Genomic DNA, 17,193 nt, shown 5'->3' on the forward strand with positions numbered 1-17,193 from the left:
GGATCCTAATCGATTAGCGCCGCGACTTCCGTCGGGATCTGTTGCGGGTGGGTAATTTTAATCTGCTTATGGCGGCCCAGCTCGCCTTTTTCAATCACCACCTGGTTTTTTGCCACGCGAAACTGCTTTGCGAGGTATTTGACCAGGTGCGCATTTGCCTGGCCGTCTACAGGCGGAGCGGTGATGGCGACTTTCAGTTCGTCGCCATGCAACCCGATAATGTTGTCGCGGCTGGCTTTCGGCTGAATGTACAGCCGCAAAACAAGCCCCTCTTCACAGGTAGAAACGGCACTCATAGTGCCATCCACAACCCCGGCAGAAGAATATCGCCGGTGGATTGCAGTAGCTCCGCAACGCCCATATTGATGACGTACAGCAGCAGCACCAGGATCATCGGCGAGAAGTCGATGCCGCCCATCGCTGGCAGCAGATTACGGATTGGGCGCAGCAGCGGTTCCGTCAACTGTATTAAAACGTACTCGACCGGGCTACGGCCCTGGCTGACCCAACTCATGATCGCCATGACCAGCAGTACCCAGAAAATCATCAGACCGATGGTTTTCAGTAAAATCAGCAGCGCGGAAATCCAGATGATCGGCTGGAACGTGATCACCATAAACAGCACGATCGCCTTGATAAAACTGAGTACAAAAGCGATCAGCAGCGAGGCGCTATCCAGCGGCCCCAGCGGTGGAATGACACGGCGCAGCGGCCCGACAATCGGCTGTGTAGCTTTCACTACAAACTGCGAAAACGGGTTGTAAAAATCGCAGCGTGCCCACTGCATCCAGACGCGCAACAGCAGAACCATCGTATAGAGTTCAAGCACTGTCGAGAGCAGGAAAGTCAACGTCTTCATGGCGTTCCTCAGTATTCCTTAATTTTTCGTGTAATCGCGCGCACCAAAAATGGCTGTCCCGATGCGCACCATCGTGCTGCCAGCCGCAATGGCGGCGGTCATGTCGTCCGTCATGCCCAGCGACAGGGTATCCACCGTTGGATAACGTGTTTTGAGCGCTTCAAATGCTACAGCCATTTGCCGTGCTACGGCAAACTGCCGCGCGTACTCCGTTTCCGGCGCGGGGATCGTCATCAAACCTCGCAGACAAATGCCAGGTAATTCAATAACCTGTGCCGCCAGCGCATCCAGCTCGCCGAGGGCAATGCCCGATTTGCTCTGTTCGTCGCTGATGTTGACCTGAATCAGCACATTCAGCGGCGGCAGGTCGGCGGGGCGCTGTTCGCTTAAGCGGCTGGCGATCCGCAAACGATCGATGGTGTGGCACCAGTCGAAATGTTCGGCTACCAGACGGCTTTTGTTGGACTGCAACGGTCCGATAAAGTGCCATTGCAGGTCATCCACGCCCGCCTCGCGGAAGTGAAGGATCTTATCGACCCCTTCCTGAACATAGTTTTCTCCAAACGCGCGCTGTCCGGCGTCGATGGCTTCTGCGACAGCGCTCGCAGGCTTGGTTTTGCTCACTGCAAGTAAAGTAACTTCTGCTGGAGCACGGCCGCATTGTGTTGCGGCAGCGGAGATTTTGTCCCGGACCTGTGCCAGGTTGTGCGCAATATCGTTCATGTTTCCAGGATAGCGTTATGGATATAGATGAAATAGTGGAGCTTAGTGTAAAGCATAATGTCTCGGATCTACACCTGTGCAGTCATTGTCCACCGCGCTGGCGACAGCAGGGACGGCTGGTGCCTGCGCCTTTTCCCGCGCCTGACATCAGCGGGTTTCTCAATGCTTATCTGAGCAGCGCGCTGCAGCAGCAATGGCGAGAACAGGGGCAGGTTGATTTTGCCCTGACCACCGCGCGCGGACAGCGCTTGCGTGCTGGTGCGTTCAGCCATCATCAGGGCGTCTCGCTGGCGCTGCGACTGCTGGCGCAAAGCAGCCCATTGCTTGCTGAACTGGATGTGCCCGTCGCGCTGAACACTCTGCTGGAGCGGGATAACGGGCTGATTCTGGTTACCGGGGCCACTGGCAGCGGTAAATCCACGACCCTGGCGGCGATGGTTGAGCATCTCAACCAACATCATGACGGGCATATTTTGACGCTGGAAGATCCGATTGAATTTGTCCATACCAGCAAGCGGTGCCTGATCCAGCAGCGGGAGATCGGCCAGCACTGTAGCTCATTCGCTGCCGGTTTGCGTGCGGCGCTACGTGAAGATCCGGATGTGATCCTGCTGGGCGAGCTGCGCGACAGTGAAACCATCCGCCTGGCTTTGACTGCTGCAGAGACCGGGCATCTGGTGCTGGCCACGCTGCATACACGTGGGGCAGCGCAGGCGGTGGAACGTCTGGTGGATACGTTTCCGGCGCAGGAGAAAGATCCGGTACGCAGCCAGTTGGCCGGAAGCCTGCAAGCGGTGCTGGCGCAGAGGCTGGAAGCAGACACGCGGGGTGGGCGGATCGCGCTGTTTGAGCTGCTGATTAACTCTCCGGCGATCGCGAATCTGATCCGCGAAGGCAAAACGCACCAGTTGCCCGGCGTGATGCAGACCGGGCAGCAGGCGGGCATGCAGACCTTTGCGCAAAGTCACCAACAGCGCGTTCAGCAGGGGTGGCTTTAACATACGTTTAGCGAATACACCGCAGGCAGGGCGCCTGCTGTCGCGAGGATCTCCAGCCGAACGCTCAATGCTGTCAGCGGTTCGGGGAACTGGTGCTGGCAGACGGAGTGGTGATTCTCCCGCACTTCAGCCAGAAGTTTATCGTCCGCCCACAGGCGGTAGTGCGTAATACAGTGTGGCGTCACCGCGTAGTGATGGCCCATTTGCACCGACTCCATGGCGTTATCAAAGTCGTTGTCCTGTACCAGCGTCAGATGGTGGATCTGGCGCGGCGTCGCCCAACGCCAGACGATTTCCGGCGTTGGATCGTTAGCATCCGGCGTCCAGCCGTTGATCTGCTGCTCCGGGCGCAGGCGTCCGTTGAGCACATTTTGTACGCTCCAGGCCATTAATGGCTGGCTGAAACGCAGGGCAGGCATAATTTGTTGCGGATGACGGCGCGGCAGCCAGAAGTCGAACTCGTCGACGCCATAATCGCCATCGACAACCTGACGAGTGTGTTTCGCCACGCGTGCATTCAGGCTGTTAAATACCGTCATCATGCCGGGCAGATGCGTATCCGTCAGAGCGATCTCGACCACATCCTGCACGTCGAAGGCGATAAACAGATACTGGTCGCGGTCACTCTGCCAGCGGAATGACAAGGTGTGCCAGGCTTCGCCGGAAACCTGTAATACAGACTCGGCGTATTGATAATCGGGGGTAAAATTTCCGGCACGCGCGCTGCCGAGCAGGGATACTGCCAGCGTTTGCGGCGTTTTGGCCCGCAGAAACAGCGCGATATCCGGCAACTGCGCACCAGCCTGTACCGGCAGCAGCAGCGCCATCCGCCCCATTAATGCGTGCCAGCGACCACTGGCAGGAAGTTCAGTCAGTTGATATTCACTACTGGCGCTGACCTCCGCTCCGGCCGCCGGATCGTTCAGCCAGCGTCGTGGAATATAGCAGCCGTTAGCCTGTAACTGCTGTTGCAGTAAGCCGATGTGTGCAGGCTCCGCCAGTTCACGCGGGGTAAGGCGCTCTGTTTTACAAAGTGCGGCGGCGCGGCCCACCACTTCACCCAGCAGACCGCAGGTGCACATCACGCGGGCGCTGCCAAACGCGACATGGGAAGCGGAAATCAGCCTGCCGGTGAGGAACAGATTGTCCAGCGAGCGGCTATAAAGGCAGCGAAATGGAATGGTATAGGTACCTTTGCTGTGAAACTGGCGGCAGCCGTCGTGCGTGCTGTAAACGCCATCTGCCGGATGCAGGTCGATCGACCAGCCTCCGTAAGCCACGGCATCGTAGTGATCGCGTTGTTCGATAATATCCTGCTGGCACAGTAAATGATCGCCGAGGAAGCGGCGGCTTTCGCGCTTGCCAGGAATCGCGCCCACCCATTCGATGGTCATATTCGCAGCTTCCGGGAAGTTGCCGGAGTTTTTAATATGATCCCAGACGCCCCAGACGATTTTCCACAGCTCCCATTTGATCTTTTCGCTTTCATGCACGGTATCCAGACGGCCTCCCCACTCCAGCCACCACAGATCGCAACCGTTCAGCGTCGATGTCAGCCGCTTGTAGCGCGGGATTTCGGTTATATCTTGCAGCGCAAAAGAGGGCGGTACAAAGTTGACTGGTCCATCGGTTTGTTTGGTGTAGAAGTAGATCGAATGACCCAGCTTATGGCCGAAATGATCCCCCGGCGCCATCTTCTCGCCCAGCTCTTGTGCCTCTTCCGCGCCCTCGCGATATTCAGCGCCCGCCAGAAAACCCAGCACGCCATCGCCGGTGGCGTCGCAAAACTGCGCTGCATTTACGCTGTAAAAGGTTTCGTTGATCGGATTGAAGGCTTTGATCCGGGTAATGCGCTGCTGCTCTTTTTCCACTTCATAAACGGCGGTATTCAGCAAAAGCGTTAACCCCGGCTGGCTTTTTGCCAGATCCAGCAGGACCAGATCGAACATCACCGGGTTACCCTCTTTGTTGCGCCAGAGGTTCTCTTCCATGATTTCGCCCATGATGCCGCCTTCGCGCGCCCAGCGGTTATTGTTCCCCATATGCGACGTGGCACCATTCGCCCACAGTCTTACTTCGCTGGAGGCATTCCCGCCAAGCACTGGCCTGTCCTGAATCAGCACCACTTGTAAGCCGTCGCGGGCAGCCGCAAGAGCGGCGCAAAGACCGGCAAGGCCGCCGCCTGCAACCAACAGATCGCAGCGAAGATGCTGCGTCGGAAAGGTTCTTGCCTCGCTATGGGGAAAGATCTTCATAACCTTGTATCCTTCTTTACTGACGGTAAAATCGAATTTTGAGCAATCTGATGAGCGAATCCTGAATGTCCTCACAACCTAACCAAAGCCTGATTGATGGTATCCGCTGCCTGCAGTACCTGGTTTCCAGTGGCCGCGCCATTGGTTGCCGCGAGCTGGCTCGCCTGATGGGCATTAACACTACGCGTGTCAACCGGTTGCTGATGACCATGGCGTCGATCGGCCTGACCATGCAGGATGCTCAGCGACGCTATCTGCCGGGGCCTGGTATCCATGCGCTGGCGGCGCAGGCGATTCGCGGCTCGGCGCTTTTCTCCCAGGCGCTCCCCCTGCTTGAACGCCACGCCCCGAAAGACATCGTGGTGGCGATGGGCGTGCTGTGGGAGGATCAGGTCATCTATATCTATCACTCCGAACCCGGTAGTCAGGTCAGCCAGGCGCTGGCTGGTTTTCATATGCTGCCCGCCTGGCAATCTGTCATCGGCATGTCGCTGCTGGCGGCGGAAAGCGATGATGAACTGCAAAAACGCTTTACCGACGAGCAGTGGCAGCAGCTTGGCCCGCATGTCGCTCTTCAGCGTCAGCAGGGCCATGTGGTCTGGCATCATGACGACGGCGAAGTGTCGATGGCCAAACCCCTCGGCGCGCACTCTGCGGCGCTGGCCTTTGCCGGAATGTGGAACATCGAAGACGCTGAGGTCGAAACCCGCTTGCAGGCGCTTCATACACTGGCCAGCCATCTGACGGAAAAGGCCTGACAGATTTATCGCTCTGTTATGTTTCTTTTATAGAAACAATCAGAGGAATGCAAAAAGGGCGGTCAGAAACTGTGAAAACGATCGGCAAAAAGCCGCGGTCGAGGCGCGGCTTTATTCAGGTGAGGTTGTTACAAAATTGAATTGAAGCGAGGATCAGGCGTGCTGCTCGAAATAGCTTTCGAGGATGATCACGGCGGAGGCGGAATCAACGCTGCCTTTGTCGAGTGCGCGAAAACCGCCGCGTTCGAACAAACCGGCGCGCGCTTCTACGGTACTTAACCGCTCATCATGCAGCGTAACTTTCACGCCAAAACGACCGTGCACTTTATTGGCGAAATTGCGCGCGCGCGCCGTCAGCGGCTGTTCGGTGCCATCCATATTGAGCGGCAAACCGACGATGACCGTTTCCGGCTGCCACTCTTTCAGTAGTTTTTCGATAAGCTTCCAGTCTGGCGTGCCGTCCTGCGCTTTAAGCGCGGTGAGCGGACGCGCCGTGCCGGTGATGCGTTGCCCAATGGCGACGCCAATACTTTTGGTGCCAAAATCAAAGGCCAGCAAGGTTCCGCTCATCAGGCATGCCCCGCTACGCCAGGCATGGTGGAGATATCAATACCGATAAGTTTTGCCGCTTCGCGCCAGCGGTCGGCGATCGGCGTTTTGAACAGAATGTTGAGATCGGCCGGGGCGGTGAGCCAGGCGTTATCCATGATCTCTTGCTCCAGTTGTCCTTTTTCCCATGAGGCGTATCCCAGCGCGACCAGCACTTCGCTCGGCTGTTCTGCCGTTCCAAGGGTTTCCAGCACATCGCGTGAGGTGGTGACCACGGTGTTATCCGAAACGCGAATGCTGGAAGCGAATGTGGCGGGCGGCGTATGCAGGATAAAACCACGATCTTCCGCCAGCGGGCCGCCCAGCAGCACCGGTTTGTCCAGACGGATGGCTGGATCCCGCGCTTCTGGCTGGATTTTGAGTTTTTCCAGGACACCGTCAACTTTCAGGTTTTCCAGCGGCTTATTAATAATCAGCCCCATTGCACCTTCGTCGTTGTACTCGCAGATATAGACTACCGAGCGCCGAAAGAGAGGATCCTGAAGAGCAGGCATGGCAATAAGAAAGTGATGCTGTAAATTCATTGTCAGAGGTTCTGTTTCCTGGTTCAAAAAAGCGACAGCCTAGTATGGGGGGAAAGCGCAGATCTGTCACCTGGCAATGCTGTCATGGGCGGGATCCTTCCCGCCCTGTGCGCTGAGATTATTTACCCAGACGTTTTTCGATGGCATCCATCAGCATGCCGGTGATGGAGATCGGGAATTCAGCCTCAATTTCACGTACGCAGGTTGGGCTGGTTACGTTAATTTCGGTCAGGCGGTCGCCGATAATATCCAGGCCAACAAAAATCAGCCCTTTGGCTTTCAATACCGGCGCAACTTTGCGCGCAATCGCCCAGTCGCTTTCGCTTAACGGACGTGGTTCGCCGCGGCCGCCCGCCGCCAGATTGCCGCGGGTTTCGCCGCCCTGCGGAATGCGCGCCAGGCAGTAAGGCACCGGTTCACCGTCAACCACCAGCACGCGTTTGTCGCCGTCTTTGATCGCTGGCAGATAGTTTTGCGCCATGCAGTAACGGCTACCCAGCTCGGTCAGCGTTTCCGTAATCACCGACAGGTTCGGATCGCCCTCTTTGACACGGAAGATCGACGTGCCGCCCATGCCGTCCAGCGGTTTAAGGATGATGTCGGTGTGCTTTTGCCAGAACGCTTTCAACTGCGCTTTGTTGCGCGTAACCAGCGTTTCCGGTGTCAGATCCGGGAACCAGGCGGTGAACAATTTTTCATTACAGTCACGCAGGCTCTGCGGCTTGTTAACGATCAGCGTGCCTTTCTCTTCCGCACGCTCAAGAATGTAGGTCGCATAGATATACTCGGTGTCGAACGGCGGATCTTTACGCATCAGGATGGTGTCCAGATCGGCCAGCGCAATATCCTGCTCGCTGCCGAATTCGTACCATTTGTCGTAGTTCTGTTCGACGGAAAGCGTGCGGGTGCGGGCGCGGGCTTCACCATTGATCAGGTAAAGATCCGCCATCTCCATATAGTGCAGCTCATAGCCGCGGCGCTGTGCTTCCAGCAGCATGGCGAAGCTGGTGTCTTTCTTGATGTTAATGTCCGCGATGGGATCCATCACGATGCCAAGCTTGATCATTCTGCTTCTCCTTTCAACCCAGGTCGCCAAAGCGGACCTGAAGCGCGGTGATGGCGGTAAGCGCCGTAGTTTCTGTACGCAGTACGCGTGGCCCTAACAAAATATCCGTAAACTGGTAGCGAGCGGTCATGGCGATCTCATCGGCAGAGAGGCCGCCTTCCGGGCCTATCAGCAATCGAATGCGCTCAACCGGCAGCGGAAGTGTGTTGATGCTCTGGCTGGCGCGCGGATGCAGGTTCAATTTCAGGCCGGCATCTTCTTCGGCGCACCAGGCTTCCAGATCCATCGCCGGGCGAATTTCCGGAATACGGTTACGACCGCACTGTTCGCAAGCGGCAATGGCGATTTTCTGCCACTGCTGGAGCTTTTTGTTCAGGCGTTCGGCATCCAGTTTAACCCCGCAGCGCTCAGAAAAAAGTGGCGTAATGAGGCTTACACCCAGCTCTATCGACTTCTGAATGGTGAATTCCATCTTTTCGCCGCGCGACATCACCTGGCCCAGATGGATATGCAGCGGGGATTCACGGTCGTCCACTTCGCTACGCAAAATGTTGACCATCACGCTTTTCTTATCCGCGCGAACAATCTCGGCGTCGAACACCTGATTGGAGCCGTCGAACAGTTGAATAGCCTGGCCCGGCCCCATACGCAGCACGCGGCCAACGTGGTTTGCAGCATCTTCGCTCAGCGCGATTTCATGGCCCGGCTGGAGAGGTTCAGGGTGATGGATGCGGGGAATACGCATGTTTTGAAATTCCGTCTGTCAGGAGATGCAGCGGCTCATGGGTGGAAAGTGCGCCACTGCACCTGTCGATAATCAATTGTCGCTAGTGTAGGTTAGCTCTTTCGCGCCATGCAAGCGCGCTGCACGTAAGGGTTGTGGTTGCCCTGCACCTCGGCAATGCGCGCATCGCGCGTGCATTCCCAGTCGGTCACCGGATACTGCTTATCCCACGCCGTAAACAGTTGCGTTTGCTGTCGTGAAAGGCTGAGCTGATATTGATCACGCATATAGAAGTAGGTACGGGCAATCGCACCGCGGGCGCGGGCTGGCGGCTCAGCGAGCTTCTCTTTGAAATCAATCTTCATGCCGCACTGGCCATACTGACCGTCGCCGCCATTCCACTGGCTATACATAAAGTTGCCGCGATCGCCATTCACTTCACCGACGGCAGGTTGCAGGTTGTGCATATCGCTTTCAATTTTGCGGTAGACCGGATCTTTGGCGCAGTTTTTCCGGCCGCCATCCTGCCAGCACTGGCGCAGATGGCCGAACTGCCATGCAGGCATCACGTGCTCCCATTCAATGCGGCTGGCGCGGTTTTCATTTTTTCGCACCTTGTAGCCGCAGGAAGCAAGGTCAACCACGCCTTTTTTACCCTGCCAGTTAATTTTGCAGCCGCAATAGAAGTCGCCCGGTGCGTCGGCGTTAACTTTGGCTCCCGCCGCTTTTGCCTGGGCAAAGCTGTTTATGCCATCTGCTGCGAAAGCGGGAATGGCGATCAGTGCGATGAAAAGTGAGAAAAGACGAAACATAGCGAACTCCCTGTGAAACGAGTTCGCAACGTAGCGGAAGGCGTTGTCTGATGCAATCAGTAAGAGCAGAAAATTTCTTAATGGATTCAGCTAGTCGCGTCGGCAATGAGCGGTTCGCCACAGCGTACACAGCGGTAAACGGCCTCGCCGCGCAGCACGCGGTTGTGTCGGCGTACCGTAAGCTGGTGCTGCTGGCACCGACAATGGTATGGGAAAGTATTGCGTCTTACCGATTCCAGTTCGAACTGGTGCGTGCGGCGGGCAGGAACGCCAAGCACGCCCTCCATCATCCATTTCCACTCTTTACCGTGCGGCGCAACGCGACCGAAGTGTTTCCACACCAGCAGATGCGCCAGCTCATGCGGAACCACTTCTTCAACAAATGCCTGCTGGTTTTCCAGCAGCAGCACAGGGTTGAGACGGATTTCGTAATCCGCCAGCCAGGCCGTGCCCGCAGCTGTGCCACGCTGTTGATACACCACTTTAGGTTCGGGATAGCTGCGCTCCAGTTTCTGGTTCGCAAGGGCAAGTTTATCCCGCAGGCTCTGCATGACGGCTTGCTGGATGGCGATGGGGAGACGGGGAGTTTTCATAAGTGCTGAGAATAGGATCGGCGAAGCGCGAGTGCAACAGGCAAAACAGAGGCTTCCTCCGCAGAGGAAGCCTGAAGGGTTAATTGTGGGAACCGATCTCGCGCAGCGGACGGCCGCGCATCAGGTTACGCTCGATGTGCTCCAGCGAAACGTGTTTGGTTTCCGGCACCAGCCACAGGGTCAGTACAATGAACAACAGGTTCAGCGCGCCGTAAACCCAGAAGGTATTGGCATTGCCCAGTGAGTTCAGCATCGTCAGGAAAGTTGCGCCGACGATCATATTGGCAATCCAGTTAGTGGCGGTGGAGCAGGTGATACCGAAGTCGCGGCCTTTCAGCGGCTGGATTTCGGAGCACAGTACCCAGATCAGCGGACCGGCGCTCATGGCAAAACCCACAATGAACATCAGCAACATGGCGACCGCAAAGTACTGCGCTGATGGTGAGTGGATGCCGAGGTGCAGCATCGTACCGAGAATACCCATCCCGGCGGCCATTACCAGGAAGCCCAGCACCAGCGTCGGTTTACGTCCCCAGCGGTCTACCAGACCGATAGCGATAAAGGTTGCAAGCACGTTGGTCAGACCAACGATAACGGTGCCCCACATCTGCTCGTTGGTGTTGCTGTAACCCGCCAGTTCGAAGATTTTCGGCGCGTAGTACATGATGACGTTCATACCGGTAAACTGTTGCATGATTTGCAACAGCACGCCGAGGAACACCGCGCGGCGGAAATTGCTGTTCTCTTTAAACAGCGCCCAGCCGGTCTGTTTCACTTTCAGGCTTTCGCGAATCTCTTCCAGTTCATTTTTCGCTTCCGCGCTGGTGTCGCGCAGGCGTAGCAGCACGCGTTCGGCATCGTGGAAGCGGCGTTTAGCGGCAAACCAGCGCGGACTGTCCGGCAGGAAGAAGACCCCAATCAGCAGCAGAATCGCCGGAATGATGATCACGCCCAGCATCCAGCGCCATGCGCCGCTGTAGCTGAAGGCCGTGTCCGAGAGATACGCGCCGAGAATCCCGATGGTTATCATTAACTGATACATGGAGATCATGCTGCCGCGAATTTTTTCCGGTGCGATCTCGGAAAGGTAGAGCGGCGCGGTGTAGGAGGCGATCCCAACGGCCAGACCAAGCAGCACGCGGGAAATAATCAACACTTCCACATTTGGCGCAGCGGCAGAGCACAGCGATCCCGCCACAAACAACACGGCGCCAATCATCAAACTTTTTTTACGCCCCAGGCGCCAGGAGAGCCAGCCGCTACCAACAGCACCGACGGCGGCGCCGAACATCATTGAACTGACCACCCACTCCTGGGTATGTGAGCTAATTTGAAAGTCTTTGGTGATAAAGGGCAGCGCACCAGCAATAACCCCAATATCCAGACCAAAAAGTAATCCTGCCAGTGCAGCGAGGAAACAAACAAAAAAGGTCATCGCCTTATTTGAATGCCCCTGTTTTTTATTGTCAGGCATGATGCCCTCCATTGATGTATTGGTTTTTCCGGTGACAAAAGTAGGCCAGTTACCGGCAAAATTACGTGATTTACATCACATGAGTGTAATCGGTTACATTGCGTTAAGACCGGTAATGTAAATAAAAGTGTTAAATATTATAGGATTGTTTACGTTGAAAGGTGAGTGCAAAGGAGAAGTTTCAGACTAAGCCGAAACTTAATGTAACAACTCTGCTTCATTCCTTTTTCAAAAGGAAAAATCTGAAAAAATCAGCGAAGCGGTGAGGTGTAATCGCTTTCAGAAAAATACCAGGCAGGCGTTAACAGTATAGACGGCGAAAATAACCGGACGAGAAATGCAAAAGGCCAGCACGAGGCTGGCCTTTAGAAGAAAACTGTCAGCGGATTATTACAGGCCGGCAGCTTCACGCAGCAGAGCGGCTTTGTCGGTTTTTTCCCATGGGAAAGTTTCGCGACCAAAGTGACCGTATGCAGCGGTTTGTTTGTAGATCGGGTGCAGCAGATCCAGCATCTGGATCAGGCCATACGGACGCAGGTCGAAGAATTCGCGGACCAGCAGCGTCAGTTGCTCGGTTGGCACTTTCTCAGTACCGAATGTTTCCACCATGATGGACGTCGGTTCTGCGATACCGATAGCGTAGGAAACCTGAATTTCACAACGATCGGCCAGACCTGCAGCAACGATGTTTTTCGCCACGTAACGAGCGGCATATGCTGCGGAACGGTCCACTTTCGACGGATCTTTACCGGAGAACGCGCCGCCACCGTGACGAGCCATACCGCCGTAGGTATCAACGATGATTTTACGGCCGGTCAGACCACAATCGCCCATTGGGCCGCCGATAACGAAACGGCCGGTCGGGTTGATAAAGAATTTGGTGGACGCGTTCAGCCACTCGGCTGGCAGGATCGGCTTGATAATCTCTTCCATGACCGCTTCTTGCAGCGATTTCTGGTCAATCTCTTCAGCGTGCTGTGTAGACAGAACGACAGCATCGATGCCGGCGATTTTGCCGTCATCATACTGGAAAGTGACCTGGCTTTTTGCGTCCGGGCGCAGCCACGGCAGGGTGCCGTTTTTACGCACTTCAGCCTGACGCTCTACCAGACGGTGGGCGTAGGTGATCGGTGCTGGCATCAACACGTCAGTTTCATTGGTCGCGTAACCAAACATCAGGCCCTGGTCGCCTGCGCCCTGTTCCAGCGGATCGGCACGGTCAACACCCTGGTTGATGTCCGGAGATTGCTTACCAATGGCGCTCAGTACGGCGCAAGAATTGGCATCAAAGCCCATGTCGGAGTGCACATAGCCGATTTCGCGTACGGTGTTACGGGTGATCTCTTCGATATCGACCCATGCGCTGGTAGTGATTTCACCGCCAACCAGTACCATACCGGTTTTAACATAGGTTTCGCATGCAACGCGCGCTTTCGGATCCTGTTCGAGGATGGCATCCAGCACGGCGTCTGAAATTTGGTCAGCAATTTTGTCAGGATGCCCTTCAGAAACGGACTCGGACGTAAAAAGGTGTTTTGCCATAGTAAGTTTTCACCCTGGAGTAATACGGTTAGCTCGAATTCTGTGCCCGGATGTTTTCACGCCTGGCGGCGCAGATTGCAGATGATGGCACAAGAAGTCTGAGAGTTAATCAATCTGGATGGATTAACATCTGGACGGCTATTTTAGGTCACTTGTTGAACCCATTTCCAGCCTTTTTTTGATCCTGACCTCATCCTGACACAAATAGTGACGGAAATTTTTCCTGACAATGCGGCAAACACAGCTTTTTTATTTTGCATTTTCACCCCGTTGTCGGTATAAAACGCCGCGCGCGGCTCTTAAAAAAAAGCGCACGGCCAAAACGCCGTGTCGCCACTTCCAGCCGGGTTAAGCAGTTGATTCAGGGCTTTGGCTTGTCGCGGGTCGCTATGGCTTGCGTTGGAGGTGATAAGAGATAATGAACCGTCGTTTTCCGCAGAATCTGTCGCGCCGTTCTGGCGTGCGTTTATTCCCCGCAACCTGCATTTCTAATCTGCAAACCTGCCGATGTTATACCCATTTCGGCGCTTCCCAGGACTCCAGGGCCGGTAAGGCGTTGTGATACCTGAACAAGGGCTCTCCTGCTAATACAGGAGTTTTCTCGTGGTTTCGCCGGGCTGTCATACAGACGTTCGGATGCGTGTTTTACAATGATATGAAAAAGAAACCGGTCGCACAGGCGTGGCGTTGGCCTGAAATCAGGCTATGCCAGGCTGTTTATGGGTTGTTATCGCTATGTGTCACTGCGATAGTAGTCAACTATTTTATTCCTGTGTCTCTTCGCGCTTCGGCAATCGCTCAGCGTGATGTGCGCAGGGTATACACTTTTATAGATTGAGGTTCGCTATGTCTGACGACATGTCTTCGTTTTCGCCTTCGTCAGCAGGCGAACAGGGTGTACTACGTTCCATGCAGGAGGTTGCGATGAGCTCCCAGGAAGCCAGCAAGATGCTTCGTACTTATAACATTGCCTGGTGGGGCAATAACTACTACGACGTCAACGAGCTGGGCCATATCAGCGTTTGCCCGGATCCGGACGTCCCGGAAGCCCGTGTCGACCTGGCACAGCTGGTAAAAGCACGTGAAGCACAGGGGCAACGTCTGCCCGCATTGTTCTGCTTCCCGCAGATCCTGCAACACCGTCTGCGCTCGATTAATGCCGCGTTCAAACGAGCGCGTGAGTCCTACGGCTACAACGGCGATTATTTCCTGGTTTACCCGATCAAGGTGAACCAGCATCGCCGTGTGATTGAATCCCTGATCCATTCCGGCGAACCGCTGGGGCTGGAAGCCGGTTCCAAAGCGGAATTGATGGCCGTTCTGGCACATGCCGGCATGACCCGTTCGGTGATTGTCTGTAACGGTTATAAAGATCGTGAATACATTCGTCTTGCGCTGATTGGCGAAAAGATGGGCCACAAGGTCTATCTGGTGATTGAGAAAATGACCGAAATCGCCATCGTACTGGAAGAAGCTGAACGCCTGAACGTGGTGCCACGCCTCGGCGTACGCGCGCGTCTGGCATCGCAAGGTTCCGGCAAATGGCAATCCTCCGGCGGCGAGAAATCGAAATTTGGCCTTGCGGCAACGCAGGTGCTGCAACTGGTGGAGATCCTACGTGAGCGCGGGCGTCTCGACAGCATTCAGTTGCTGCACTTCCACCTCGGTTCGCAGATGGCCAACATCCGTGATATCGCGACGGGCGTGCGTGAATCCGCGCGTTTCTACGTCGAGCTGCATAAGCTGGGCGTCAATATCCAGTGCTTCGATGTCGGCGGCGGTTTGGGCGTGGATTATGAAGGTACACGCTCGCAGTCCGACTGCTCGGTCAACTATGGCCTGAACGAGTATGCCAACAACATCATTTGGGCGATTGGCGATGCCTGCGAAGAGCATGGCTTGCCGCATCCGACGGTGATCACCGAATCCGGCCGCGCGGTGACGGCGCATCACACTGTGCTGGTTTCTAACATTATTGGCGTTGAACGTAACGAGTACACGCAAGCGACTCCACCGGCGGAAGATGCGCCGCGTGCGCTGCAAAGCATGTGGGAAACCTGGCAGGAGATGCACGAGCCTGGCACCCGCCGTTCGCTGCGTGAATGGCTGCATGACAGCCAGATGGATCTGCATGATATTCATGTCGGCTATTCCTCTGGCGCTTTCAGCCTGCAAGAACGAGCCTGGGCCGAGCAGCTCTATCTGAATATGTGCCATGAAGTGCAGAAGCAGCTCGATCCGAGCAACCGCGCGCATCGCCCGATTATCGACGAATTGCAGGAACGTATGGCGGACAAAATGTACGTCAACTTCTCGCTGTTCCAGTCGATGCCGGATGCCTGGGGTATCGATCAACTGTTCCCGGTGCTGCCGCTGGAAGGGCTGAACCATGCGCCGGAACGCCGCGCGGTGCTGCTCGATATCACCTGTGATTCAGACGGCGCCATTGATCATTACGTGGATGGCGACGGCATCGCGACCACCATGCCGATCCCGGAGTACGATCCGGAGAACCCACCAATCCTGGGCTTCTTTATGGTGGGCGCGTATCAGGAGATCCTCGGCAACATGCATAACCTGTTTGGTGATACCGAAGCGGTTGACGTGTTTGTCTTCCCGGATGGCAGTGTGGAAGTTGAACTGTCTGACGAAGGGGATACGGTGGCGGATATGTTGCAGTATGTGCAACTCGATCCGAATACGTTACTGACGCAGTTCCGCGATCAGGTGAAGCAGACCGGTCTGGACGAAGCGCTGCAACAGCAGTTCCTTGAAGAGTTCGAATCGGGCCTGTACGGTTACACCTATCTGGAAGATGAATAACACAGTAATGACGCTGTGATGAAATAAATCCCTTCCCGCCAGCAGGCGCGGAAGGGATTTTTTTATCAGAATACGTTGAACGGATATTCTGCGTAGAGGCGAACTTCGTTGCCGCCAATATTGTAATCGCTGGCATTGTCGGAAACGCGCAGTACGGAGTAGCGCACTTTCAGTTTCAGATCTTTCGCCGGGCCACTCTGCACCTGGTACTGAAGCTGGTTGAACCATTCATGCTCTTTACCGTTACTGGTTTCGGTGGTTTTGATGTTGTCGCCGCGTACATAAGCGGTGGTCCAACTCAGACCCGGTAAGCCCAGACCGGCAAAATCCAGCCCGTAAGAAGCCTGCCACGAACGCTCATCTTCACCGTTAAAATCCGACCAGTAGGAGTTCGCCAGCCAGATGGTGTTGCCACCATCGCCGACGCCGCCCACGTTTTTGTAGCTGCCGTAGTGATAGCCGGTGCTGCCGCTACTCTGCTGGTACGCCAGTTTAAAGGTGTGAATATCCCAAATATAGCTGGCGGCCAGGCTCCAGATACTGTTGCTGCGGCCGGTATTCTGGCTGTCTGCATAACCCTGATCCAGACGCGAGTTATAACCGTTGAAATCCAGAACCACCTGCTGGCCGGTGCTGAACGGTTGTTTGAAATTCAGACCGAGGTATTGTTTATTCAGTACGTCTTCCACGCGGGATGCATAGAGCGCACCGCTGAATTGATCGTTAAATTGATAGCTGGCTCCGCCGAAGCTCAGGCTTTTCAGCCCAGTGTTGTGGCTGTCATCACTTTTACGCTGCTCATCAGTGAAGTAACCGGCGTTTACTTCCAGACCGTCAACCTCTTTCGAGGTCAGCATCGTACCGGTATAGGTTTCGTACAGTAAACGGGAGCTGTCGGCATTCAGGATGGGCAGTTCCGGGCGCTGGGTACCATAGCTCAGTACGGTATTGGAGATACGCATTTTGGCGGTCGCACCAAATTTAGCCAGATCGGATTTTGCTTTGCCGTCATTATCCTGAGCAAAGAAGTCGATACCGCCTGCGCCGCTGCGGCCACGGCCGCCATCGAGGCGTACTCCGTATTGCGCAATACCGTCAACACCAAAACCTACCAGCCCCTGAGTGAAGCCAGATTGAAAGGTGGTAATAAATCCCTGACCCCATTCCGCTTTATTATCTGCGCCGCTGCGATAATCACGATTAATATAAGCATTGCGTAAAAAGAGATCTAAATGACTGTCGTCAATAAAACCCTGGCTTGAGGATTGCTGACTGGCGAATGCCGGAACTGCCAGAATAATACTTAAAGCGAGTAAGGATAATTGTTTTTTCACTGAGGGAACTTCTCTGTCTGTAGAATGCCAAAAGAAATAACTTGCTGATTTATAGTTACCTGAAACGATCCCGAAAGCAATCGTTGTCTGCTGCACTGC

The 17,193-nt window shown here is 55.2% G+C and carries 17 protein-coding genes; 4 read left to right on the forward strand and 13 right to left on the reverse strand.

The window, feature by feature from the left end; translation table 11 throughout:
* Positions 1 to 5 precede the first annotated feature (5 nt).
* The 3 genes from yggU to CWM66_RS19025 are packed head-to-tail and all read right to left on the reverse strand — an operon-like array spanning position 6 to position 1,582.
* The gene (gene yggU, locus CWM66_RS19015; RefSeq protein ID WP_072439420.1) at positions 6 to 296 is read right to left on the reverse strand and encodes a DUF167 family protein YggU; all 291 of its coding nucleotides are present in this window, start codon (positions 294 to 296) and stop codon (positions 6 to 8) included.
* Positions 293 to 859 (reverse strand): YggT family protein, encoded by a 567-nt coding sequence (locus CWM66_RS19020; protein WP_007370203.1) that lies wholly within the window; start codon positions 857 to 859, stop codon positions 293 to 295. Before CWM66_RS19020 ends, yggU begins: the two co-directional genes overlap by 4 nt.
* An 18-nt stretch (positions 860 to 877) precedes the next feature.
* On the reverse strand, positions 878 to 1,582 hold the full coding sequence (locus CWM66_RS19025; protein ID WP_107147084.1) for a YggS family pyridoxal phosphate-dependent enzyme: 705 nt from the start codon (positions 1,580 to 1,582) through the stop codon (positions 878 to 880).
* Positions 1,583 to 1,599: 17 nt separating this feature from the next.
* On the opposite strand from CWM66_RS19025, the gene CWM66_RS19030 reads away from it, so the two are divergent.
* Positions 1,600 to 2,580 carry a type IV pilus twitching motility protein PilT gene (locus CWM66_RS19030; RefSeq protein WP_107147085.1) on the forward strand — a complete coding sequence of 327 codons (981 nt, stop codon included), beginning with the start codon at positions 1,600 to 1,602 and terminating at the stop codon, positions 2,578 to 2,580.
* Here CWM66_RS19030 and CWM66_RS19035 read toward each other — a convergent pair.
* Entirely contained in the window at positions 2,577 to 4,835 is a 2,259-nt protein-coding gene (locus CWM66_RS19035) for an FAD-dependent oxidoreductase (protein ID WP_107147086.1), read from the reverse strand. The two genes, CWM66_RS19030 and CWM66_RS19035, sit on opposite strands and share 4 nt — an antisense overlap.
* Before the next feature lie 65 nt (positions 4,836 to 4,900).
* On the opposite strand from CWM66_RS19035, the gene CWM66_RS19040 reads away from it, so the two are divergent.
* On the forward strand, positions 4,901 to 5,593 hold the full coding sequence (locus tag CWM66_RS19040; protein WP_007370207.1) for a hypothetical protein: 693 nt from the start codon (positions 4,901 to 4,903) through the stop codon (positions 5,591 to 5,593).
* A 153-nt stretch (positions 5,594 to 5,746) separates the two neighbouring features.
* On the opposite strand, the gene ruvX is transcribed toward CWM66_RS19040, so the two are convergent.
* From ruvX to metK, 8 genes are all read right to left on the reverse strand, one after another.
* The gene (gene ruvX / locus CWM66_RS19045; RefSeq protein WP_007370208.1) at positions 5,747 to 6,163 is read right to left on the reverse strand and encodes a Holliday junction resolvase RuvX; all 417 of its coding nucleotides are present in this window, start codon (positions 6,161 to 6,163) and stop codon (positions 5,747 to 5,749) included.
* Complete coding sequence (locus CWM66_RS19050; protein ID WP_007370209.1) at positions 6,163 to 6,726, reverse strand: YqgE/AlgH family protein; 564 nt, start codon at positions 6,724 to 6,726, stop codon at positions 6,163 to 6,165. The genes ruvX and CWM66_RS19050 overlap by 1 nt, the downstream gene beginning before the upstream one ends.
* 118 nt (positions 6,727 to 6,844) lie before the next feature.
* Positions 6,845 to 7,792: a glutathione synthase gene (gene gshB, locus CWM66_RS19055; RefSeq protein WP_007370210.1), complete on the reverse strand. Its 948-nt coding sequence runs from the start codon at positions 7,790 to 7,792 to the stop codon at positions 6,845 to 6,847.
* Positions 7,793 to 7,805: 13 nt separating this feature from the next.
* Positions 7,806 to 8,537, reverse strand: a complete 732-nt coding sequence (gene rsmE, locus CWM66_RS19060; protein WP_035889573.1) for a 16S rRNA (uracil(1498)-N(3))-methyltransferase — start codon at positions 8,535 to 8,537, stop codon at positions 7,806 to 7,808.
* Between the two features lie 92 nt (positions 8,538 to 8,629).
* Positions 8,630 to 9,328, reverse strand: coding sequence for a deoxyribonuclease I (gene endA, locus CWM66_RS19065; protein ID WP_007370212.1), 699 nt, complete (start codon positions 9,326 to 9,328; stop codon positions 8,630 to 8,632).
* A gap of 86 nt (positions 9,329 to 9,414) precedes the next feature.
* A complete protein-coding gene (locus tag CWM66_RS19070; protein WP_107147087.1) occupies positions 9,415 to 9,921 on the reverse strand; it encodes a SprT family zinc-dependent metalloprotease in 507 nt (168 codons plus the stop codon).
* Positions 9,922 to 10,000: 79 nt separating this feature from the next.
* Positions 10,001 to 11,395: a sugar porter family MFS transporter gene (locus CWM66_RS19075; RefSeq protein ID WP_007370214.1), complete on the reverse strand. Its 1,395-nt coding sequence runs from the start codon at positions 11,393 to 11,395 to the stop codon at positions 10,001 to 10,003.
* Positions 11,396 to 11,785: 390 nt separating this feature from the next.
* The gene (metK, locus tag CWM66_RS19080; RefSeq protein WP_007370216.1) at positions 11,786 to 12,937 is read right to left on the reverse strand and encodes a methionine adenosyltransferase; all 1,152 of its coding nucleotides are present in this window, start codon (positions 12,935 to 12,937) and stop codon (positions 11,786 to 11,788) included.
* Between the two features lie 655 nt (positions 12,938 to 13,592).
* Here metK and yqgB point away from each other — a divergent pair.
* Positions 13,593 to 13,775, forward strand: coding sequence for an acid stress response protein YqgB (gene yqgB, locus CWM66_RS29555; RefSeq protein WP_139201280.1), 183 nt, complete (start codon positions 13,593 to 13,595; stop codon positions 13,773 to 13,775).
* Positions 13,776 to 13,783: 8 nt separating this feature from the next.
* The gene (gene speA, locus CWM66_RS19095; protein ID WP_071531973.1) at positions 13,784 to 15,760 is read left to right on the forward strand and encodes a biosynthetic arginine decarboxylase; all 1,977 of its coding nucleotides are present in this window, start codon (positions 13,784 to 13,786) and stop codon (positions 15,758 to 15,760) included.
* 65 nt (positions 15,761 to 15,825) lie between these two features.
* On the opposite strand, the gene CWM66_RS19100 is transcribed toward speA, so the two are convergent.
* Entirely contained in the window at positions 15,826 to 17,094 is a 1,269-nt protein-coding gene (locus CWM66_RS19100; protein ID WP_090397830.1) for an OprD family outer membrane porin, read from the reverse strand.
* Between the last annotated feature and the right edge of the window lie 99 nt (positions 17,095 to 17,193).

This window comes from Kosakonia sp. H7A, assembly GCF_003028445.1.
In the GTDB taxonomy this organism is placed as follows: domain Bacteria; phylum Pseudomonadota; class Gammaproteobacteria; order Enterobacterales; family Enterobacteriaceae; genus Kosakonia; species Kosakonia radicincitans.